The organism is Bradyrhizobium huanghuaihaiense, assembly GCF_025200885.1.
Lineage (GTDB): Bacteria > Pseudomonadota > Alphaproteobacteria > Rhizobiales > Xanthobacteraceae > Bradyrhizobium > Bradyrhizobium huanghuaihaiense.
Genome location: NZ_CP104172.1, coordinates 562,998 through 584,270, shown reverse-complemented (window position 1 = coordinate 584,270; position 21,273 = coordinate 562,998). Strand labels below are relative to the sequence as shown.

The 21,273-nt window shown below is 64.9% G+C and carries 18 protein-coding genes; 7 read left to right on the top strand and 11 right to left on the bottom strand.

Annotated features, from left to right (window positions below; all coding sequences use genetic code 11):
• Positions 1 to 124: 124 nt before the first annotated feature.
• Complete coding sequence (locus tag N2603_RS02705) at positions 125 to 1,012, bottom strand: branched-chain amino acid aminotransferase (RefSeq protein WP_260387599.1); 888 nt, start codon at positions 1,010 to 1,012, stop codon at positions 125 to 127.
• A 138-nt stretch (positions 1,013 to 1,150) separates the two neighbouring features.
• Between N2603_RS02705 and N2603_RS02700 the strand changes: the two genes are divergently transcribed.
• Complete coding sequence (locus tag N2603_RS02700) at positions 1,151 to 2,086, top strand: alpha/beta hydrolase (RefSeq protein WP_260387598.1); 936 nt, start codon at positions 1,151 to 1,153, stop codon at positions 2,084 to 2,086.
• A gap of 9 nt (positions 2,087 to 2,095) precedes the next feature.
• Here the strand turns inward: N2603_RS02700 and N2603_RS02695 are convergent, their stop codons facing one another.
• Positions 2,096 to 2,344 carry a hypothetical protein gene (locus N2603_RS02695; protein ID WP_311741588.1) on the bottom strand — a complete coding sequence of 83 codons (249 nt, stop codon included), beginning with the start codon at positions 2,342 to 2,344 and terminating at the stop codon, positions 2,096 to 2,098.
• Between the two features lie 214 nt (positions 2,345 to 2,558).
• On the opposite strand from N2603_RS02695, the gene N2603_RS02690 reads away from it, so the two are divergent.
• Complete coding sequence (locus N2603_RS02690) at positions 2,559 to 3,431, top strand: hypothetical protein (protein WP_260424440.1); 873 nt, start codon at positions 2,559 to 2,561, stop codon at positions 3,429 to 3,431.
• A 184-nt stretch (positions 3,432 to 3,615) separates the two neighbouring features.
• Positions 3,616 to 5,196, top strand: a complete 1,581-nt coding sequence (locus N2603_RS02685; protein WP_260387596.1) for a sensor domain-containing diguanylate cyclase — start codon at positions 3,616 to 3,618, stop codon at positions 5,194 to 5,196.
• Positions 5,197 to 5,212: 16 nt separating this feature from the next.
• Here the strand turns inward: N2603_RS02685 and N2603_RS02680 are convergent, their stop codons facing one another.
• From N2603_RS02680 to N2603_RS02670, 3 genes are all read right to left on the bottom strand, one after another.
• Positions 5,213 to 5,773, bottom strand: a complete 561-nt coding sequence (locus N2603_RS02680) for a carboxymuconolactone decarboxylase family protein (protein ID WP_045001271.1) — start codon at positions 5,771 to 5,773, stop codon at positions 5,213 to 5,215.
• A gap of 110 nt (positions 5,774 to 5,883) precedes the next feature.
• The gene (locus N2603_RS02675; RefSeq protein WP_260387595.1) at positions 5,884 to 7,047 is read right to left on the bottom strand and encodes a PLP-dependent cysteine synthase family protein; all 1,164 of its coding nucleotides are present in this window, start codon (positions 7,045 to 7,047) and stop codon (positions 5,884 to 5,886) included.
• A 106-nt stretch (positions 7,048 to 7,153) separates the two neighbouring features.
• Positions 7,154 to 7,618, bottom strand: a complete 465-nt coding sequence (locus N2603_RS02670; RefSeq protein ID WP_018643544.1) for an Lrp/AsnC family transcriptional regulator — start codon at positions 7,616 to 7,618, stop codon at positions 7,154 to 7,156.
• Between the two features lie 161 nt (positions 7,619 to 7,779).
• On the opposite strand from N2603_RS02670, the gene N2603_RS02665 reads away from it, so the two are divergent.
• Positions 7,780 to 8,793, top strand: coding sequence for a 1-aminocyclopropane-1-carboxylate deaminase (locus tag N2603_RS02665; RefSeq protein WP_260387594.1), 1,014 nt, complete (start codon positions 7,780 to 7,782; stop codon positions 8,791 to 8,793).
• 179 nt (positions 8,794 to 8,972) lie between these two features.
• On the opposite strand, the gene recQ is transcribed toward N2603_RS02665, so the two are convergent.
• From recQ to N2603_RS02645, 4 genes are all read right to left on the bottom strand, one after another.
• Positions 8,973 to 10,838 (bottom strand): DNA helicase RecQ, encoded by a 1,866-nt coding sequence (gene recQ, locus N2603_RS02660; RefSeq protein ID WP_260387593.1) that lies wholly within the window; start codon positions 10,836 to 10,838, stop codon positions 8,973 to 8,975.
• 240 nt (positions 10,839 to 11,078) lie between these two features.
• Positions 11,079 to 11,822 carry a polysaccharide deacetylase family protein gene (locus tag N2603_RS02655; protein ID WP_260387592.1) on the bottom strand — a complete coding sequence of 248 codons (744 nt, stop codon included), beginning with the start codon at positions 11,820 to 11,822 and terminating at the stop codon, positions 11,079 to 11,081.
• Positions 11,823 to 11,928: 106 nt separating this feature from the next.
• The gene (gene metA, locus N2603_RS02650) at positions 11,929 to 12,930 is read right to left on the bottom strand and encodes a homoserine O-succinyltransferase MetA (protein ID WP_260387591.1); all 1,002 of its coding nucleotides are present in this window, start codon (positions 12,928 to 12,930) and stop codon (positions 11,929 to 11,931) included.
• A gap of 12 nt (positions 12,931 to 12,942) precedes the next feature.
• Positions 12,943 to 14,244 (bottom strand): O-acetylhomoserine aminocarboxypropyltransferase/cysteine synthase family protein, encoded by a 1,302-nt coding sequence (locus N2603_RS02645; RefSeq protein WP_260387590.1) that lies wholly within the window; start codon positions 14,242 to 14,244, stop codon positions 12,943 to 12,945.
• Positions 14,245 to 14,641: 397 nt separating this feature from the next.
• On the opposite strand from N2603_RS02645, the gene N2603_RS02640 reads away from it, so the two are divergent.
• Positions 14,642 to 15,940 (top strand): TadE/TadG family type IV pilus assembly protein, encoded by a 1,299-nt coding sequence (locus tag N2603_RS02640; RefSeq protein WP_018643550.1) that lies wholly within the window; start codon positions 14,642 to 14,644, stop codon positions 15,938 to 15,940.
• Positions 15,941 to 15,988: 48 nt separating this feature from the next.
• Here the strand turns inward: N2603_RS02640 and N2603_RS02635 are convergent, their stop codons facing one another.
• Positions 15,989 to 17,563, bottom strand: coding sequence for an amidase family protein (locus N2603_RS02635; protein ID WP_260387589.1), 1,575 nt, complete (start codon positions 17,561 to 17,563; stop codon positions 15,989 to 15,991).
• 238 nt (positions 17,564 to 17,801) lie between these two features.
• Here N2603_RS02635 and N2603_RS02630 point away from each other — a divergent pair, with 238 nt between their 5' ends.
• Positions 17,802 to 18,620, top strand: coding sequence for a uracil-DNA glycosylase family protein (locus N2603_RS02630; protein WP_018643552.1), 819 nt, complete (start codon positions 17,802 to 17,804; stop codon positions 18,618 to 18,620).
• A complete protein-coding gene (locus N2603_RS02625) occupies positions 18,617 to 20,239 on the top strand; it encodes an amidohydrolase family protein (protein WP_260387587.1) in 1,623 nt (540 codons plus the stop codon). The genes N2603_RS02630 and N2603_RS02625 overlap by 4 nt, the downstream gene beginning before the upstream one ends.
• On the opposite strand, the gene N2603_RS02620 is transcribed toward N2603_RS02625, so the two are convergent.
• Positions 20,236 to 21,270 (bottom strand): aldo/keto reductase, encoded by a 1,035-nt coding sequence (locus N2603_RS02620; protein ID WP_260387586.1) that lies wholly within the window; start codon positions 21,268 to 21,270, stop codon positions 20,236 to 20,238. The genes N2603_RS02625 and N2603_RS02620 overlap by 4 nt on opposite strands.
• Positions 21,271 to 21,273: the final 3 nt, after the last annotated feature.

Here is a 21,273-nt window from a genome sequence, read left to right as displayed (position 1 = left end):
TTGTCGATGCTCCCACACGCTCGTCATTGCGAGCGCAGCGAAGCAATCCAGACTGCCACCGCGGAACGATTCTGGATTGCTTCGCTGCGCTCGCAATGACGGAGTACGCGGGAAGCAACGAGACCTACGCCGCCAACTTCACCGCATGCGCAAAGTCCCAATAGAGCTTTCGCGCCTTGGTGTAGAACGGTCCCGGCTTCAGCTCGCGCTCGTCAATGCGGATCACCGGCGCGACCTTGGCGAAATTTCCGGATGAAAAAATCTCGTCGGCGGCGAGGAAGTCGGCATAGCGCAGCGTCTTCTCGACCACGGTGACGCCGTCGCCGCGAAGCAGGCTGATGACACGCTGGCGCGTGATGCCGTTGAGGAAGGTGCCGTTCGGCACCGGCGTGAACACCACGCCGTCCTTGGCCATGAACACGTTGGAATTGCCGAACTCGGCGACATTGCCGAGCATGTCGAGCATCAGCGCGTTCTGGAAGCCGCGCGAGGCCGCTTCGGCGAGTGCGCGCGAATTGTTCGGATAGAGGCAGGCCGCCTTCGCTTCGACCGGCGCGCATTCGGTGGTCGGCCTGCGGAACGGCGACAGCGTGATTGCGTTGCCGACGGGTTTCGGTATCGGCGCCTCGTAGATGCTCAGACACCAGTTGGTGGACTCAGGATCGAACAGCACGCCGCCGCCGAGCCCGCTCTGCGCCCAGTACATCGGACGGATATAGAGCTCGGCATTCGCGGCGAAACGCGCGATGCCTTCGTTTGCGAGCGCGAGCCAGGTGCCGGCATCGACCACCGGCTTCAGGCCGAAGCTGATTGCGGATTGATTGGTGCGGGCCATGTGAAGGTCGAGATCGGGCGCGACGCCTTCGAACGCACGGGCGCCGTCGAACACGACCGAGCCGAGCCAGGCCGCATGCGTTCGCGGCCCCATGATCGGCACATTGCCGTCATGCCATTTGCCTTCAAAGAAGGTCCAGCTCGGTGAATATTCGATGGGCTTCTTGATCTCGGCCATAACCGGCCTCCCTTGGCACGATGCCGCACTATAGCGCCACTATTGGTGGAACTTCTAAATGATTCCCTGCGCAGAAGAGGTAGGTTACCCTTTCCCATGAGGTAGGCCACGCTTTCCCGTAAGGGAGAAGGAAGCAGAATGCCGCTCGACCCGCTCGCAAAGCGTTTGTTGACCATGATGGCTGCGGCCGGGCCGCAGGCGCGGAGCCGGCCGAGTGTGGAGGCACGGCGGCAATCGCTGGCAAAGCTGATGCAGTTCGCACGCACCGAAGCGCCTGACGTGACCGCGGCCGACGGCATACTGCCCGGCCCCGGCGGAGAGCTTCCCTACCGGCTCTATTCGCCCGCTTCTGCCGGCGAGCGCGCACCGGGCTTCGTGTTCTTCCACGGTGGCGGTCTCGTTGCCGGCAGCATCGCCACGCATGACCGCATCGCCGCGGCGCTGGCGCATGCGACCGGCTGCCGCCTGGTCTCGGTCGACTACCGGCTTGCGCCCGAGCACAAATTTCCCGCGGCCGTTAACGATGCGATCGCCGCGACCGAGTGGGTCGCGCGCGAGGCGTCCTCGCTCGGCATCGATGCCGAGCGGCTGGTGGTCGGCGGCGATTCCGCCGGCGCCACGTTGGCGGCGATCGTGTGCCAGGAGGCCTTGCAAAACGCCGGCCTCTCCATCGTGGCGCAATGCCTGATCTGCCCGGTGCTGGATTTCGAGGAGACCTCGCCGTCGCGCGAGGAATTTGCTGAGGGACACCTGATCGACCGCATCACGATCGAAGCTGACCTTGCCGACTATCTGCCCGGCGACGTCGATGCCGCCGATCCGCGCATTTCGCCGCTGCGCGCGACACGCCTCGCCGGCCTGCCGACCGCGATCATCCACACCGCCGAGTTCGACCCGATGCGCGACGAGGGCAATGCCTATGCGCGCAAGCTTCTCACCGCGGGCGTGGCCGTCGAGCACGTCTGCCATGACGGCATGGTCCACAATTTCCACGCCATGGGCGCGATCCTGCCACAGGCGCAGCTCGTGCTGTCGCAGATCGGCGAGCAGGTCAGGCGGGCGGTGGAGAAGTAAACGCGCGAATCACACACGCGCGCCAATCACAGCCCTGGCTGCCACGACATACTCCGGCCAGTGCGCATCCGCGTAGCGTTCAGCCTGGCGCGCGCAGCTGATATCGGGCGCATGCGCGGCTGCGATCGTACGCGCGAAACGCTCTTCGGCGACCGTCACGTCGGCGGGTTCGGCCGACGGGACAGCGGCGGCAACGGCGGTCGGAGCAACAGCGAGCCCCGCCAGACCGGTGAGCAGGATACGGCGTGACGTGTTCATTTCTGTCATTCTCCTTTGTCCGGCCTGCACTGTGGCCGGCGGGTCTGTCAGTGCGATCACGGCAGGGTACCCGCGCACATCCGCGTCGTCCATCGTCTGCGGATACCGCTTGACCACGAAAGCGATCACGTTCCATCTAACAACGGTTTTGCCATCAAATCGCCACGCGTCGGATCGTCACGTGCTCCATCACAGCCACTCCCGTCATCCGGCTTTGCGCGCTGCCGCGACGGGACTGCTTTGTCTGGCGATCCCGGCGGGCGCCGCGGTCGCGGCCGACGACGAGGAGGACAAGCCCGCAAAGCCGGCCGCGCCGAACATCTATCTCGACCTGCGCACCAGCTACGCGGCGATCCCGGCGGGCACGCTCGGACTCGGCTTCGGCACCACCTCGCTGTCGGCCGCATTCGAATCGCTGGCGATACGACGGGGCACCACGCTGCCGAACGGCTTGCCGGCCGCGAAAGCCATCGCCGTCGACCTGCCCCTGACCGTCGACGTCAGCGACCGCGTCTCGCTCTATGGCGGCGTGTCGGGCTCGACCGTGGACATCGGCAGCGGCTGGTCATCCCTGGACATCACCAGCTGGAACATCGGCGTGCAAGCCGACCTCTACCAGCAGAATGGCGGCAAGATCCCGACCATCACGCTGCAATCGACACTGACGCAGTCGGTGCCGAACGAGCAGGGCATGACGAACTCCTTCAACAACATCCTGGAATTCGACTACGCGCTCGACGAGGACGAGACACGTGGCTGGCTGGCCGGCCTGCAATATACCTACACCACCATCGCCAGCCCGTTCGCCAGTATCCGGCCGAACACCATCCTCTATGCCGGCGGCTACTACCAATGGCCGAGCAACTGGAAGTTCACCGGGCGGCTCGGCATCCAGTCGTTCGGCGGCGCGCAGTTCGCCGGCCGGACGCTGGCGGAGCCCTTCACGCAGCCGACCCTGCGGCTCGACCTCGACCGCATGGACGACAACGACAACCGCCTGTTCGGCATCACCGCGCAGATCGCGTGGACGCCGAAGCCCGCCTACCAGCTGACGTTACGCACACCGCTCTACGCGGTGCGCAATTGACGGGGGTCGTATCGGATTCGATAAAGCGCGACGATCGCGATCGACCGGCCGGAACAGCATTCCCGTATTGCGCGTCAACGAATCGTTAATCCTCATCCCAAAACATCAATTGCGTTACACCGGCGCAAGGAACCTTGCGCGACACTACGCCAGCTTTCACGTCGTTAGGTGTCGGAGACTGCGAATGTCCCGCTTGGTTTCGGAACGGACGTTCCTTGCTGGGAAGATCTTCTTCAATTTCGGCCAGTCGTCGATCGATTGCATCGTACGGCGGCTGACCGAGGAGGCGGCCACGCTCGAGATGGAGAGCGGCCTCGGCGTGCCCGAGCGGTTCCAGCTCAGGCCTGCGGGGCGCGAGGTTCTGGCCTGCCGCGTGGTCTGGCGATCCGATCGCCAGGTCGGGGTCGCCTTCGAGCAGGCGGGCAGCGAGCGGGCGGCGGGCGAGGAGCGGGAACGCTCGTCCGACGCGTTGATGCGCGGCCAGATGCTGGCGCTGCGCGCCGCGCTCGATCACGTACCGACCGGCATCGTGCTGCTCGACGCCCACCTCAGGGCGCGCCTGATCAACCGGTCGTTTCGCCAGATGTGGCGCCTGCCCGACGAGGTTGCCGACAGCAACCCATCCATTCTCACGCTGCTTCACCACGGACGCGACACCGGCGCCTATGAGGTGCCGGACCCCGAGCTCGATGCCCTGGTCGCGGAGCGCGTCCGCGTGATCGAGGCGGGTGATCCGACCCCGATCGATCTGCGCCGGACCAATGGCGACGTCGTGCGCGTCCAGGTCACCCCGCTGCCCGACGGCGGCCGCATGCTGACCTATACCCCCGTCACCGACATCGTGCGTGCCTCCGACGAGCTGAGGCTGCTGCGGGATGCGCTGGAGAATGTTCAGGACGGCGTCCTGCTGCTCGATTCCGACCTGCACGCCACCTTCATGAACCGGCGGATGCGGCGGTTCTGGGAGGTCAGCGAAGACGAAGCTGCAGGCCGGCCGGCCTATTCATCGCTGGTGCGGCGCCTGCATCGCGCCAGCGCGCCCAATCTTCCAAACAGCGAGCTCGCGAAGTTTCCGGCGCGGCGCGTCGAGGAGGTCAAGGCTGGCGATCACGTGCGCGACCTGCAGACGCCGGACGGCCGCCGCATCAGGGCTCATTGCACTACGATGTCGAATGGCGGGCGCATGCTGACCTATGTCGACATCACCGATCTGACGCAAAAAGCCGCGATGCTGGAGACGCTCGCCACCACCGATCCGCTCACCGGCCTCTACAATCGCCGCCACTTCCTCGAGAGCCTCGAGGCGGAATGGAGCCGCTTCCAGCGCTACTACCGCTCCGTCTCGGTGCTGATGCTCGACATCGACCACTTCAAGTCGGTCAACGATCGCTACGGCCATGCCGTGGGCGACGCCGCGATCAAGGCGGTCGCGGCCGCCTGTCTCGACGGCAAGCGCAAATCGGACATCGTCGGCCGTCTCGGCGGCGAGGAATTCGCCGTGCTCCTGCCCGAGACCAGCCTGTCCCGGGCGAGGACGGTCGCCGAGCGCATCCGCAAGCGCGTGATGAGCACACAGGTCCTTGCCGAGAAGATCCAGTTCGGCCTCACCGTAAGCATCGGCATCGCCGAGGCCACCGCCAGCATGTCCGGCATCGACGCGCTCATGGGCGCGGCCGATCATGCGCTCTACCGGGCCAAGGCCGAAGGCCGCAATCGCTGCATCGCCTTCGCGCCTCCGCCGCCTGCAAGCAAGGCGGCGGAGTGATCGACGGACGCTGCGTCTACTCCGGCACCGGCACGTCGAACGTGTTGAGCGTGACCGAGACCATGCAATAGACGCCGACGAGATAGGACAGCTCGGCCGCGCCATGCTCGCCGAACTCCTTCACCGCCGCCCGATAGGTCAGCTCCGGCAGCACGCCGCCGCTCACCAGGGCCGAGGCCATGTCATAAGCGACCGCCTCCTGCTTGGTGAGATCGACCGGCCGCTGGCCAGCGACGATGGTCGCGAGCTTCTCGTCGGAAAGGCCGCGCTGCTCGGCCACCAGCACATGGGCATAGAGCTCGTAGCCGGAACGGAAATGCGAGCCGGTGACGAGGATCGCGACCTCGCGCACGGGCGCGGGCAGCAGCGGATTCGACGCGATCGCCTTGACCAGCTCCCATACCGGCTTGCCGAAGCGCGGCTCGCGGATCCAGGGATTCCAGGGTCCGAGCAGCGCGCCGTCGTCGCGCATGTTCACAAAGCCCTTGAAGTGGTCCTTGATGCCGGCCTGCATGTCGTCATAGAGCGGCTTCTGTTCAGCACTCAGGTCTTTCGGATCGAGAATGGGGAGGCGCACGGCGGGATCTCCTCGTTGAGAAGGGGTAACCGTCACCTGCATGCCTGCGCAAGGCAAGTGAAGTTGCCGTGACGGGCCGTGCCATTTCGCAAATTGCAGGGAAATATCAGCTACGAGGCCTTTGGGCCCTGTGCGCCCTGCGGATTGACGACGTCGTCGACGTCAAGTGTCAGCGGCTCGCCTGTCGCAAGGAACGACGACAACGCCGCCTCGACCGGCGCCGGATCGAGGCCGCGCGCTTTCAGCCATTCCGGCTCGTAATAGGTCTGCCGGTAGCGCTCGCCGGAATCGCAGATCAGCGTCACCAGCGATCCCGTGACGTTTGCCTTGCGCATCTCCGCGGCGAGCCGGCACAGCGCCAAAAAATTGGTGCCGGTGGAGCCGCCGACCACGCGGCGCAGCCGGCGCGACAGCACGTTCATCGCCGCGATCGTCGCCGCATCCGGGATCTTCATCATGCGGTCGACCACGCCGGGCACGAAGGACGGCTCGCAGCGGGGACGGCCGACGCCCTCGATCAGCGACGGACGGTCGCAAACGCGGGAGCGATCCTGCGAGCGGAAGCAGTCGAAGAAAGCGGAATGCTCGACATCGGCGACGCACAGCCGCGTCGGATACTGGCGATAGCGCAGGTAACGTCCGATGGTGGCCGAGGTGCCGCCGGTGCCGGCCCCCATCACGATCCAGTCCGGGATCGGCCGCGGCTCGCCCGCCAATTGCGTGAAGATCGATTCGGCGATGTTGTTGTTGCCGCGCCAGTCGGTAGCGCGCTCGGCGAAGGTGAACTGGTCCATGTAATGGCCGTTCAGGCGGGCGGCGAGCGCAGCAGCCTCCGCATAGAGCGCGCGGCCGTCGTCGATCAGATGGCAGTTGCCGCCATAATGCTCGATCGCGGCGATCTTCTCCGCCGAGGTCGTGCGCGGCATCACGGCATAGAAGGGCACGCCGATCATCTGCGCGAAATAGGCCTCCGACACCGCGGTCGACCCCGACGAGGCCTCGACCACGGGCGTGCCTTCGCGGACGTGACCGTTGCAGAGCGCATAAAGGAACAGCGAGCGCGCCAGGCGATGCTTCAGGCTGCCGGTCGGATGCGTGGATTCATCCTTGAGATAGATGTCGATGCCTGACAGCGCCGGCACTATCAAACGGATCAGATGCGTGTCCGCGGTGCGGCACTGGTCGGCCTCGATCGCGGCCACGGCCTCGTCGACCCAGCCGCGCCGATAAGATGGCCCGGCCGGATTGTGCTGACGGAAGGGGAATGTCTGCATCTCGTGAATCTCTCATGATGCGGATCGCGCATCAAGTGCGCTGGATTTTGTTTTGACGCGTTTTCTGACGCGAACCGGTTTTCACTTCGCTGGAAAACGCTCTGCTTCAAAACTCCAGCGGCGCGTTGTCGACGACCTCCTTCATCACGAAGAAGGTGCGGGTCTGGCGCACGCCGGGCAGCGCGATGAGCTGCTCGCCATGGATGCGGTTGAAGTCCTCCATGTCGCCGACGCGGATCTTCAGGAAGTAGTCGAAGTCGCCGGCGACGAGGTGGCAGTCCAGCACGAATTTCAGCTTGGCGATGGCCTGCTCGAAGATGGCAAAGCTCTCCGGCGTCGAGCGGTCGAGCACCACGCCGACCATGACCAACGTGCCCTTCGCCACCTTCTTCGGGGCGACCATGGCGCGGACAGCGGCGATGAACCCGTCCTCGAACAGGCGCTGGGTGCGGCGGTGGCAGGTAGCGGGGCTGATCGCGACCGTTTCGGCCAACTCGGCATTGCTGAGCCGGCCGTTATTTTGCAGCAATCTCAATATCTTAAGGTCAGTGCGATCAAGCCGAGCGGACATGGAAGAATCTTCCACAAGTTTGGGATATTCTGGAAGAAATATTACCTATAGGCGCAATCAACGCAAGAAGACGTGCAATATCGACGCAATATTTGAGAGCACATTTTCCTACGGCAATGCTAGCCACATCCCAGATCAACGCCAATCGGGATGACCTGACCATGCTGGAAAAATTCGCGCGCTACCCGCTGACCTTCGGACCGACGCCGATCGAGAAGCTGGAGCGGCTGTCAAAACATCTCGGCGGCAATGTCGAGATCTATGCCAAGCGCGAGGACTGCAATTCCGGCCTCGCCTATGGCGGCAACAAGCTGCGCAAGCTCGAATACATCATTCCGGATGCGATCGCCTCCAACGCCGACACGCTGGTGTCGATCGGCGGCGTGCAGTCCAACCACACCCGCATGATCGCCGCCGTCGCCGCCAAGATCGGCATGAAGTGCCGCCTTGTGCAGGAAGCCTGGGTGCCGCATGAGGATGCCGTCTATGACCGCGTCGGCAACATCATGCTCTCTCGCATCATGGGCGCCGACGTGCGGCTGGTCGATGACGGCTTCGACATCGGCATCCGCAAGAGCTGGGAGCAGGCGATCGAGGAAGTGAAGGCGGCGGGCGGCAAACCCTACGCGATTCCAGCCGGTGCCTCCGTGCACAAATTCGGCGGCCTCGGCTATGTCGGCTTCGCCGAGGAGGTGCGCAAGCAGGAAGCGGAGCTCGGCTTCAAGTTCGACTACATCATCGTCTGCACCGTCACCGGTTCGACCCACGCCGGCATGCTGGTCGGCTTCGCCGCGGACGGCCGCGCGCGAAAAGTGATCGGCATTGACGGGTCGTTCACCCCGGCGCAGACCAAGGCGCAGGTGCTCTCGATCGCGCAGAACACGGCGAAGCTGGTTGAGCTCGGCAAGGAGATCGTCGCCGACGACGTCGTGCTGATCGAGGACTACGCCTATCCCGCCTATGGCGTACCGTCGGAAGAGACCAAGGAGGCCATCCGCCTCACCGCGCGTCTCGAAGCCATGATCACCGACCCTGTCTATGAAGGCAAATCGATGCAGGGCCTGATCGACCTGACCAAGAAGGGCTATTTCGAGAAGGGCGCGAAGGTCCTCTACGCCCATCTCGGCGGCGCGCCTGCGCTGAACGGCTACGGGTATGCGTTCCGGAACGGCTAGCTCCTCTGTCGTCCCGGGGTGCGACGAAGTCGCGAGCCCGGGACCCATAACCCCAGGGAGCCGTTTGGCGAAGACTCGTGGTGACCAGCTTGCCGTAACCACATCCGCTTGTGGTTATGGATCCCGGGCTCGCGACTTCGTCGCGCCCCGGGATGACGGCGGAGTTTTCGTCGCGCGCCCTACCGCGTCCTGATGATCTGCAGCAGCTCGTCGCCGTAGTGCTCGAGCTTCTTGTCGCCGATGCCGGGGACGTTGCGCAGCTCGTCCAGCGTGGTCGGCCAGGCCCGCACGATGCCGTCGATGGTGGCATCGTGCAGCACCACATAGGCCGGGACGCCGCGCTCGCGTGCGACGTCCGAACGCCAGGACCGCAGGCGCGCGCGCAATTCGGGATCGACGTCGCCCTGCGGCGCGCTCGCCGCGGGCGCGAGATCGCCGCGCCGGGATTTTGCGCGGCTGGAGCGGATGCGGCTGCCAGGCGTCTCCTCGCGCAGCCAGACTTCCGTTTCTCCGCGCAACACGCCGCGCGCGGACTCCGTCAGCTTCAGCGCGCCATAAGCCTCGCTGTCGCTCTGCAAATGACCCATCGCCACCAGCTGCCGCAGCACCGTGCGCCACTGTTTTTCGTTCAGCTCGCGCCCGATGCCGAACACCGACAGCTTGTCGTGGCCGAACTGCGTCACCTTCTCGGTCAGGCGCCCGATCAGCACGTCGATCAGGTGCATCGCGCCGAAACGCTGTCCGGTGCGGTAGACGCAAGACAACAGCTTCTGCGCCAGCACCTTGCCGTCGCGCATCTTTGGCGGCGTCAGGCAGTTGTCGCAATTGCCGCAGGTCTCGGCCGTCACGTCCTCACCGAAATAGCCGAGCAGCCGCTTGCGTCGGCAATGCGCAGTCTCTGCGAGGCCGACCAGCGCATCGAGCTTGCGAATCGAGACGCGCTTGAAATCCTCTGACCCGGCCGACTCGTCGATCATACGGCGCTGCTGCACGATGTCGGAGAGGCCGTAGGCCATCCAGGCTGCCGACGGCTTGCCGTCGCGGCCGGCGCGCCCGGTCTCCTGGTAATAGGCCTCGATGCTCTTGGGCAGGTCGAGATGGGCGACGAAGCGCACGTCGGGCTTGTCGATGCCCATGCCGAAGGCAATGGTCGCGACGATGACGATGCCGTCCTCGTTGAGGAAACGATCCTGGTTGCGCGAGCGCACACTGCTGTCGAGACCGGCGTGATAGGGCAGCGCGGCAATGCCGGCCTCCTCGAGCGCGGCGGCGACCTCCTCGACCCGGTTGCGCGACAGGCAATAGACCACGCCGGCGTCGCCCGCATGGCGCTCCCGGATGAATTCTTTCAGTTGCGACACCGCATTGCGCTTATCGACGATCTCGTAGCGGATGTTCGGACGGTCGAAGCTCGAGACGAATTGGGGACTGTCGGCAAGCTTCAAACGCTCGACGATCTCCTTCCGCGTCAGTTCGTCGGCCGTCGCGGTCAATGCGATACGGGGCACGTCCGGAAAGCGCTCGGCGATGACGGACAGGCCGACATATTCGGGCCGGAAGTCGTGGCCCCATTGCGAGACGCAATGCGCTTCGTCGATCGCGAACAGCGCCACCTTGGCCTGGGCCAGCATCGACAGGCAGCGCGGCGTGACCAGCCGCTCCGGCGCGACATAGAGCAGGTCGAGATCGCCCGCGATCAGGCGCCGCTCGATGTCGGAGGCCTCCTGAAATGTCAGCGACGAGTTCAGCGCGGCGGCGTTGACGCCGGCCTCCAGCAGGCCCGCAACCTGATCACGCATCAGCGCGATCAGCGGCGAGACCACGATGCCGCAGCCTTCGCGCAGCAGCGATGGAAGCTGATAACACAGCGACTTGCCGCCGCCGGTCGGCATCAGCACGAGGCAATTGCCGCCGTCGGTGACGTGCCGGATGATGTCGCCCTGCGCGCCGCGGAATCCCGGCAGGCCGAACACCGAATGCAGCACCGACAGCGCATCGCGGCCGTTGGCCGGCGCGGGCAGCGGAGCGGTGGAAGGGGCGTTCATGGGTGTGTCGGAGCGCGGCCGTGGGATTCGTCACAAGGCCAGTCGCATGCTGGCGCGGCCGTGGCAAGCTGTTTGGGGGGCTTGCACCGCTGCTTCTTCTCCCTCTCCCCGTTCTTACGGGGAGAGGGTTGGGGTGAGGGGCATCTATCCGCAGATGAGATGCACGTGAGACCTGTACCCCCTCACCCGGATCGCAAGAGCGATCCGACCTCTCCCCGCAAGCGGGGAGAGGTAAAGTAGCTACGCCCCGATTCGCCGCAGCGCCTCGGCGACCGTCACGATCGGCATGTTGCGCTTGCCCGCCGCCTCCAGCGCGTGGCGCATCAGGCGCGGCGTGCAGCCATAGGGGCTCGGCGCGTTGACGACGTCGTGGCTGTAGAAGATGAGCCAGCCGCCGCTTGCGACCGCCTCGTCGAAATAGCGATCGACGCCTGCCGGATCGATTTCGCAGTCGACCAGCGGCGAGGCGCGCAGGAACTGAAGATCGATGACGTCACGATTGACGCCGGGAAGAATGCCGCGCGCCGAGCGGAAGGCTTTTGCCAGCTGCGGCTTGCGCCAGACCGAGGCGATCCCATAGGGATAGGCGAAATTCTCCAGCGTGATCGAGGAATCGATGCCGCGGAAATGGCTGCGGTTCCGCTCGATCTCGCGGGCCATGGCGGCCTCGTCGAGATTGGCCGAACTCTGATGCGAGAAGGTGTGGCAGGCAATCTCGTGCCCGGTCTGGTGAAGCCGCACGATCGCGTCGTTCGACAGCCCATGCCAGTGATCTGACGGCTGATCGATCAGGCTGCCGGCGATGTAGTACGTGCCACGGCCGCCATGCGCCTCGAGCAGCGAGGCGCCCTCGCCGGCGGCGCTATCGGGAGCATCGTCGAAGGTAAAGCTCACCATCGGCGCATGCGCAGGCAGCCGGTGGGGCGCGGCGCGGAAATGCCGGGCCAGCCGATTGCTCACGCGTCCCTGGAGTGCCGACCACACGACAGCGTTTCCTGTGATTCCGTATTTCTCTACTGAAACATTCGTGCGCTGGCTGAGGCAAGCCTAACGCTTTGGTAATCCTAACGCGGAATCAACGCCCTTTGGCCTAGCGCGACAGAACCGAGGTATCGGCCTCCGCGCCGAGATAGTGCAGCCAGTTGCGGAAGAGCGCCGCCGCCGCGCTGCCCGCGGCGATATCGGCGCGCAAATTCAGCGCCGGCAGGTCGTTGGTCAGCGCCGGATGACGCTCCTGTCTCGCCCGCTTCTCGAACCGCGCCAGCTTCTCTTCGGTGACTGCGTCAAAATAGCTCACGGGCACGTGCGGGTAATTCTCGCGCTCGCGCGCAAGGTAGCGGCCGATGTCGCGCAGATATTCGCGCTGGAGCGACAGGGCATCATATTCCGGATGGCCCTGGAAGAACACGAAGCGGCTGGCATATTGGCGGACGAAGACGTCGACGCCGGCGAGGGCCGAGCGGGTCAGCACCTGATAGCCGGCCCGCGCGAGGTCGCTCTCGACGATCTCGTTCAGGCGCGAATGCGACACCTTGAGCGGTGCAGGCGCCGCCTGCGTGAGGGAATCATCCACCACCGCTTCGCAGTCGAAGACGCCGTGACATTTGGCCGGCAGACGGCGCCGTTCAATGCCGTCGAGATGCAGCACCGCGGCGTGCGCGGCGAGGCACGACCAGATCGTCGAGCGCGTGTTGGCCTTGGCCCAATCGATGAGATCGGTGAGGTCGCGCCAATACGGCTCCTGATGTACCTCGGGCGCGACCGGCTCGGCGCCAGTCACGATCAGTCCGTCGAAGCGACCGCGCTTGAGATCGGCGAGATCGGAATATTCGCTCTCGACATGCCATTTCGCTTCCGGCGAACGCTTCACGCTAGGAAGCGAGAAGCAGTGAAAGCGGATGCGGCGCGGGCCCGCGGCGGCCTGCAACAGCTTCATGAACTGCCGCTCGGTCGCCTTCAGCGCCGGGTCCGGCATGTTGTTGATCAGTCCGATGGTAAGCTCGGCGCCGGCATGATCGCGCGCCAGATCGCCCTCGGCCGGCACCAGCGCCGGGCTCGATATGCCTTGATCCCTGTCGATCAAGATCGTCATCGGGCCGTCCGCCTACTCCGCGGCCTGAAGACGCGACGACGGACAGGCTTTCTCCAGCGCCTGGTCGATGTCCTCGATGATATCTGAGGAATGCTCGATACCGATCGACAGGCGGATCGTTTCCGGCAGCACGCCGGCGGCGCGCTGCTGCTCCGCCGACATCTGCCGATGCGTGGTCGAGGCCGGATGGCAGGCCAGCGACTTGGCATCGCCGATATTGACGAGGCGCGTGACCAGCTTCAGCGCATCATAGAAGGTCTTGCCGGCTTCCATGCCGCCCTTGATGCCGAAGGTAAACAGCGACGAGGCGTTGCCGTCGAGATACTTTTGGACGAGCGGATAGTAGGGGCTGTCGGAGAAGCCCGTGTAGTTGACCCACGCCACACGCGGATCTCCGCGCAAAAATTCGGCGACCTTGCGGGCGTTCTCGACATGGCGCTCCATGCGCAGCGCCACGGTCTCGATGCCCTGGAGCAGCAGGAAGGCGTTGAACGGCGACAGCACCGAACCCATGGTACGCTGATAGACGCTGCGCGCGCGCTCGATATAGGCGGTCTTGCCGAAGCGCTCGGCATAGACGAGGCCGTGATAGGAGGCGTCCGGCTTGTTATAGGCCGGGAAGCGATCGGCGTATTTCGCCCACGGAAAATTTCCGGAATCGACGATGGCGCCGCCGAGCGTGGTGCCGTGGCCGCCCAGGAACTTGGTCAGCGAGTGCACGGCGATATCGGCGCCGTAGTCGAACGGCTTGAGCAGGATCGGCGTTGCGACCGTGTTGTCGACGATCAGCGGCACGCCATGCGCATGCGCGATCTTCGCCAGCGCCTCGATGTCGCAGACATTGCCGGCGGGATTGCCGATGGTCTCGGCGAACACGGCGCGGGTGTTCTCGTCGATCAGCTTTGCGATCGCCTCCGGCTTGTCGCTCTCGGCGAAGCGGCCGGTGATGCCCTGGCGCGGCAGGATGTGCGAGAGCAGCGTGTGCGTGGTGCCGTAGAGCTGCGGCACGGAAACGATGTTGCCGCCGTGGTCGGCGACATTGACGAAGGCGAAATGCAGTGCAGCCTGGCCGGTCGCGACGGCGAGCGCGCCTACACCGCCTTCGAGCTGGGCGATGCGCTTCTCCAGCACCGCGCTGGTCGGATTGGCGATGCGGCTGTAGCGGAAGCCATCGGCCTCGAGATTGAACAGGGCCGCGCCATGATCGGCGCTGTCGAAAGCGTAGGCCGCGGTCTGGTAGATCGGCACGGCGACCGCGTGCGTGGTGGCTTCGGGTTCGTAGCCGGCGTGAATAGCGATCGTCTCGTTGCGCATCGTGCCACCTCCGCGTGGAGCGGGCCGCACTTATTGGCCTGTATGAGGCGCGTGCGTTGTCCGCCGTCCCTCTGTTAGAGGCGGGTGGTAAAGCGGACAATAATTCGCTTAGAGATCGAGGAAGTAACCCTAACGCTTGTTGGTGAATTGGCTCAAATTCGAGTTAAATTGGATTAATAGGTTGGCGCACCATGGCGACCCCTGCCGGAGGTGACATCCGCCTCCGTTCCGCAACGGCGCGGCATGAGCCCCCGCCCCAATCGTTTCGCAACATCTCTCAAAGCTCCGGCGACACGATCCGCAATCAGCGGACATGGACGATCACGCTGCGGTCAATCGTTGCGTAAGTTCGTCGATTTTACGCTGGCGCATCACTTCTTGCTTTGGGATATGCCGCTTGACGAACGCCAACAGAGGTCACCTGCTCTCGCGCTTCGTCTCCGATCGACGCGGCAACATCGCCGTCATCTTCGCGCTGGCGCTGGTGCCGCTGCTGTCCTTCGTCGGCGCCGCCGTCGACTACTCCCTCGCCGCGCGGGCGAGAACAAAGCTGATCGCTGCGCTCGACACCGCCGTGCTGGTCGCGACCGCGAAGAGCGAGATCACCAAGAGCGCATCGGCCGCGCAGAGCGATGCGCTGAACACCTTTACCGGGCAGATGTCCGCGTACGGCCTGGCGACGGGCTCGGTGACCATCACCGTGACCGACAGCGTCACCACGCGCACCGCCACGGGAACGGCGGCGTCGTCGGTGACGACCTATTTCATGGGAATCCTGGGCTACAAGACGCTGGACTTCTCCGCCACATCGAGCGCGGCGGCCTCGCTGCCGTCCTACATCGACTTCTACGTGCTGCTGGACAACTCGCCGTCGCAGGGGCTCGGCGCCACCACGGCCGACATGACCGCGCTGCAGAACGCGACATCCGACAGCTGCGCCTTCGCCTGCCATGACACCTACACGTCGAGCTCGAAGAAGACCAAGCAGACCAACAGCTATTATTCGATCGCAAAGAAGCTCGGGATCAAGATGCGGATCGACCTGGTGCGGGACGCAACGCAGTCGCTGACGGACACGGCGACCGCGAGCCAGCTCGTCAGCAACCAGTACCGGATGGCGGTCTACACCATGGGCAGCGATTGCGGCTCGATCGGCCTCACCACGATCTCGGCCCTGACCTCGAGCCTCTCTTCGGTGAAGACAGCGGTTTCCGCCGTCGACCTGATGACGATTCCCTACACCAACTACAACAATGACATGTGCACGGATTTCGACGGCATCCTGTCGTCGATGAACGGCGCGATCCCGACACCCGGAGACGGCTCCTCGTCCTCGCCGCAGAAATGGCTGTTCTTCGTCGCGGATGGCGTTGCCGACTACTACTACCCTTCGAGCTGCACTCAGACCGTGATCAGCTCGTCGGGCCGATGCCAGGAGCCGCTGACGACGACGATCTGCGACACCATCAAGGCGCGCGGCGTCAAGATCGCCGTGCTTTACACCACCTATCTCGCGATCACCAACAACAGCTGGTACAACACCTACATCGCGCCATGGCGCAGCTCGATCGCCACCAAGATGCAGGCCTGCGCGACGTCGGGCTATTATTACGAGGTCTCGAGCGATTCGAGCATCACCGACGCGTTGAACGCACTGTTCCAGAAGGCGATCGCCTCCGCGCATCTGACCAACTGATCGGCCCCCGCGGGCTCCGCGCGTGACGCGGAGCCCTTGCGCATGGCATCAAGCCATCGTCTCCCAGAGGCGATGGGCGATGACGCCGGCACGCTTCTCGATCGCGGCTGCGGCATCGAGCGCGAGATCCTCGCGATAGCGGCCGGCAATGAGCTGCACGCCGATCGGCTTGCCCTCGTTGACGGCCACCGGCACCACCGCGCCGGGCAGGCCCAGCACGTTGATCGCGGAGATGAAGCGAATCTCGCCCCAGAAGATCTCCTGCACCCGCTCGGCGCTGACCGTGTCGTCGCGCGGGCCCGGCGTTGGCTTCACCGTGGTCGGTGCCAGCACGACCGGATACTCCTCGAAGAAAAGCTGCCAGGCGCGGATGTGACCGTTGCGCGCGGCCGTCGCCTGCATCCAGGCCTTGAGATCGAGCCCATTGGCCTTGGCCCTCATGCCGCGCCAGGCCTTGTGGAAGTCCTCGGTCGTGACCTTCAGCATGCTCGCTTCCTGCATCACCACCGTCTCGTTGGTGATGATGTCGCACCAGGTCTGCCAGACGCCGTTGATGTCGGGCACCTCGACCTCGCTGACGCGATAGCCGGAGCGTTCGAGGTGATCGGCGGCCTTGCGCAGCGCCGCGGCGACGGACGGATCAACATCCATGTCCTCTGGAATCTTTGCGAGTGCGACCTTGATGCGACCTTTCGGCTTCGGCCCGACCAGCGGTGCCGGCACCCACCAGGGATCGCGCGGGTCGCGCTGGCTCATCGCCTCCAGCGCAAGGCGAACGTCGGCGACATGGCGGGCGAGCGGCCCCTGCGCCGACATCAGATGCGCCAGCATCGGCCGCTCGGCCGTTGCGCTGCCGTTGAAGGCGGGGATGCGGCCCTGCGTCGGCTTGATGGTGGCAACGCCGTTGCAATGCGCCGGCCAGCGCAGCGAGCCGCCGATGTCGTTGCCATGGGCGATGGTTCCGATGCCGGCCGCGACCGCCGACCCCGCACCGCCCGAAGAACCGCCGCAGGTGATGTCAGGGTCCCAGGGATTGAGCGTCAGCCCGTGCAGGGGATTGTCGGTGAAGCCGCGAAAGGAGAATTCCGGCGTGTTGGTGAGACCGATGACGATGGCGCCGGCCTTCTTCAGGTTGCGGACGACAGGCGAATTCGATGGCGCGATGAGATCCTTGTTCGCCGGCACGCCGTTGAAGTTCGGCCGTCCCTCGTAGTCGACGTTCTCCTTGATGGTGATGGGCACGCCATGCAGAAGGCCGAGCTCGCCGCCCTTGGCGCGCTGCTTGTCGGCCGCATGCGCCGCCTTCAGCGCCTCCTCGCCGAGATCGACGACCACCGCATTCAGCCTCGGATTGACGGCGCGCATCCGATCCAGATGCGCCTCGACGGTCTCGACGGCAGTGATTGCGCCGGAGCGGATCGCGGCCGCGGTCTCGACCGCAGACCATTGCCAGACCGGACCCTTGGGGCGACGTGCCGCGCCTGGCTTGCGCGATGCCGCCGTCTTGACTGTCTTCTTCGCGGCTTTCGCGACGGTGCCCTTTCGGGCGGAGCTCGTCTTGCTCGAGGTCTTCGTTACCTTCTTTGCGGTACTTTTCTTCTTGGCTGCCGCCTTCTTCGCCACGTCGCATCTCCCAAAAATTGCGCCGCGGAGGTTATGGAGGTCACGCGACCGTGTACAGGTGCGTTTCTGCATGGCGCATTGTCGCGACGCTCTGTCACGCCCAGACGATCGTGAACCTTTGGGCGATCAGGCTCGACCTATATACTGGTTGAGTGTTTTAGGACATGACCGCCAAGATTGCCGCATAAACAGGTTCAGTAACGCAGCTATTTTGACCTCGACAGATTGGAGCATTGCCATGCTCACAGAGTTCGACGCCGGATACGGCGAACAACCCTTTCGCGATCTGTGCAGCAACTATCCCGGCCCTGAAGCCTACGATCCCCACGATTTCCGCATTGAATGGGGACCGATCTTCCATCGCGGCCGGCTCGATGGATCGGCGCGTGTGCTTGTCGTCGGACAGGACCCCGCCCAGCATGAGACGATCGTGCGCCGGATCCTGGTCGGCACCGCGGGACGCCGGACGCAAGGCTTCCTCGCCAAGCTCGGCATCACGCAGAGCTACGTGATGGTGAACACGTTCCTGTACAGCGTCTACGGGCAGAGCGGCGGCTCCAAGCACAAGAACGAGCCCGGCATCGTCGACTATCGCAACAAATGGTTCAAGGCCGTGCTCGCGCCCAGCAACATCGAGGCCGTTGTCTCGCTCGGCGGCCTTGCCGACGAGGCCTGGAAAGCGTGGCTGAAGACCGCCGATGGCGCGGCCTACAAGACGCTCGCCTATCAGCACATCACGCATCCGACCTGGCCGGAAAGCTCCGCCCATGATGCCGCCACGCAGGCCGCGAACACCAAGCTCATGCTGACCAAATGGAATGCCGCCCTCGCCGCGCTCGCGCCTGCGGTCAAACATCCCGACGTCCAGACTGCGCTCGTGCCCTATGGCGATGCCTTCAAGCCGACCGAACTGGTCGACATCATCGCCAAGGACCTTCCGGCGGGCCTGCCGGCCTGGATGCGCGGCGACACGCCATGGGCCGTGCGCCAGGGCACTGATGCGGTCACCAAGCGGCGCAACATCACGATCACCATTCCCAATGGGGTGATCCCATGAGCCCGGCCGCAGGCCCGAAGCGCTGGGCGCTGAGCGGGCGGATCGTGACGATGGCCACTGACGGCGACGTCATCAAGAGCGGGACGATCTTCATCGAGGATAGCCGCATCGCCGCGATCGTTCCGAAGGGACAGCCGGCCCCAGCGGGCTTCGAGACCGTGGCTCCGGTGGCGACCGGGGGCACCATCTATCCCGGCCTGATCGAGCTGCATAATCATTTGAGCTACAACATCCTGCCGCTCTGGCAGGTGCCTCAATCCTACGGCAATCGCGACCAGTGGCAGAATGCCAAATCCTACAAGACGTCCGTGACCGGCCCGATGAGCGCGATCGCGCTCGCCGATGACGGCTCGTTGCTGCCGGCCCTGGTCCGTTATGTCGAAGCCAAATGCATGGTCGCGGGAACGACGACGAGCCAGGGAATCACGCTGTCGAACTGGAGCGGCACGATCCACAAGTACTACAAGGGCGCGCTGCGGGCCGCCGAGATCGGCAGCCCGCCGGATCTGCCGCGCGCTCACTCCAAGATTCCCGACATCGATGCCGAGGACTGGGCGAAGTTCGACAAGGAGCTGAAATCGTCGTCGTGCTTCCTGCTGCACCTGAGCGAGGGCATCGACACCAAGGCGCACAGCCACTTCCTCGCCTTGCGCAACCCTCAAGGCGACTGGGCAATCGAACCGTCGCTGGCCGGCATTCATTGCACGGCGCTGGACGCGACCGACTTCGGAACGATGGCCGAAAATCATGCCAAGGTCGTCTGGTCGCCGCTGAGCAATCTGCTGCTCTACGGCAAGACGACCGACGTTGCGGCCGCGCGCACCGCCGGCCTCACCATCGCGCTCGGCTCGGACTGGTCGCCATCAGGCAGCAAGAACCTGCTCGGCGAGCTGAAAGCGGCGAAGGTCGTGTCCGCACATTTCAATCTCGGCTTCAGCGACTTCGACATCGTCGCGATGGCAACGCGCAATCCCGCCGCGATCCTGAAATGGGATGCCAAGCTCGGGACCATCGCCAAGGGCAAGTTCGCTGATCTCCTGGTCGTGAAGGGCGTCACCGGCGATCCCTACGCCCACCTGATCAAATCGCGCGAGCAGGACATCGTTCTGGTCACCATCGGCGGACGGCCGCGCTACGGCACGAAGACGGTGATGCAGAAGGCCGGCGGAAGCGGCGAGGCTCTCAAGATCGGCAGCAGCGCGCGCGTGATCGACTTCTCCTCACCCGACCAGGATCCAGGGATCGAGAAAATTTCACTGGCGGAAGCGACGAGCCGCCTGAAGGCCGCACTCGGCAATCTCGGCGCGCTGCAAACGGACAGCCTCGCCATGAGCGATGCGATCGCCCGCGGAACGGTGTCACGCACCGGGTGGCGCCTCGCGCTGGATGAGCAGTTCGGCAACAATGTCCAATTGCGCCCGCGGCTCGCATATGACGGCGTGCGCACCGGTCCCGATCTGGCGGCAGTGGCCGTGACCGACGAGCCGCTGCATCCGATCAAGCTGAATGGCCTCACCGTGGCGGGCGATCCCGTCTTCCTGGACACGCTGAAGAGCGAGACGAACCTTCCCGACGGAATCGCAACGGCTATCGCGGCGTTCTATCGGTCACCGGCCTAGACCAGGGGCGGGTTCAACCGCGCAAAGCCTTCCTGGACGCGGTAGGGATAATAGGGATAAGGCGGCATCACCGCGCTGACCTCGTCGAGCCGCCTGATCTGATCCGCGCTCAGCGTCCAGCCGACGGCGCCGAGATTGTCGCGCAGCTGCGCCTCGTCGCGCGCGCCGATGATGACGGAGGAGACCGTGGGGCGTGACAGCAGCCAGGCGATCGCGGCCTGGGGCACGGTATGGCCGGTCTCTGCGGCAATTCCATCAAGCACATCAACGATGGCGTACAGACGCTCCTCATCCACGGGCGGACCGAACTGTGCGGTGGCGTGCAGGCGGCTCGCTTCCGGCAACGGCTGGCCGCGCCGGATCTTTCCGGTGAGCCGGCCCCAGCCCAATGGGCTCCAGACCAGTGCGCCGACGCCCTGATCGCGTGCGAGCGGCATCAGCTCCCATTCATAGTCGCGGCCGAGCAGCGAGTAATAGACCTGGTGCGCGACATAGCGCGGCCAGCCATGCCGGTCCGCGATGGCGAGCGACTTCATCAGCTGCCAGCCGGCGAAATTCGAGACGCCGACATAGCGCAGCTTGCCGGCGCGCACGAGCGTGTCGAGCGTGGACAGCACCTCCTCGATCGGCGTGAACGCGTCGAAGGCGTGGAGCTGAAGCAGGTCGATCGTGTCAGTGCCAAGCCGCCGCAGCGCCGCATCGACCGAAGCAAGCAGCCGCTGCCGCGAGGAGCCGGCGTCGAGCGGGCCGTCGCCCATCGGCAGGCTCATCTTGGTTGAGATCAGCACCTTGTCGCGGCGGCCCTTGATCGCAGCACCGAGGATCTCCTCGGAGGCGCCGTTCGAATAGACGTCGGCGCTGTCGAACAGATTGACGCCGGCATCGAGGCAGATGTCGACCAGCCTACGGGCCTCCTCAGTGCCGCTGCGGCCCCAGGCCGAAAACAGCGGGCCCTGGCCGCCGAACGTGCCGGTGCCGAAGCTGAGGACGGGGACCTTGAGCCCGGATGCGCCGAGATTGCGGTATTCCATGAT

Coding starts and splice junctions, on each gene's coding strand:
- N2603_RS02705 (WP_260387599.1), bottom strand. CDS start 1,012: ATGGCCGAGATCAAGAAGCCCATCGAATATTCACCGAGCTGGACCTTC.
- N2603_RS02625 (WP_260387587.1), top strand. CDS start 18,617: ATGAGCCCGGCCGCAGGCCCGAAGCGCTGGGCGCTGAGCGGGCGGATC.
- N2603_RS02685 (WP_260387596.1), top strand. CDS start 3,616: ATGTCCCGCTTGGTTTCGGAACGGACGTTCCTTGCTGGGAAGATCTTC.
- recQ (WP_260387593.1), bottom strand. CDS start 10,838: ATGAACGCCCCTTCCACCGCTCCGCTGCCCGCGCCGGCCAACGGCCGC.
- N2603_RS02665 (WP_260387594.1), top strand. CDS start 7,780: ATGCTGGAAAAATTCGCGCGCTACCCGCTGACCTTCGGACCGACGCCG.
- N2603_RS02695 (WP_311741588.1), bottom strand. CDS start 2,344: ATGAACACGTCACGCCGTATCCTGCTCACCGGTCTGGCGGGGCTCGCT.
- N2603_RS02670 (WP_018643544.1), bottom strand. CDS start 7,618: ATGTCCGCTCGGCTTGATCGCACTGACCTTAAGATATTGAGATTGCTG.
- N2603_RS02620 (WP_260387586.1), bottom strand. CDS start 21,270: ATGGAATACCGCAATCTCGGCGCATCCGGGCTCAAGGTCCCCGTCCTC.
- N2603_RS02700 (WP_260387598.1), top strand. CDS start 1,151: ATGCCGCTCGACCCGCTCGCAAAGCGTTTGTTGACCATGATGGCTGCG.
- N2603_RS02630 (WP_018643552.1), top strand. CDS start 17,802: ATGCTCACAGAGTTCGACGCCGGATACGGCGAACAACCCTTTCGCGAT.
- N2603_RS02645 (WP_260387590.1), bottom strand. CDS start 14,244: ATGCGCAACGAGACGATCGCTATTCACGCCGGCTACGAACCCGAAGCC.
- N2603_RS02675 (WP_260387595.1), bottom strand. CDS start 7,047: ATGCAGACATTCCCCTTCCGTCAGCACAATCCGGCCGGGCCATCTTAT.
- metA (WP_260387591.1), bottom strand. CDS start 12,930: ATGACGATCTTGATCGACAGGGATCAAGGCATATCGAGCCCGGCGCTG.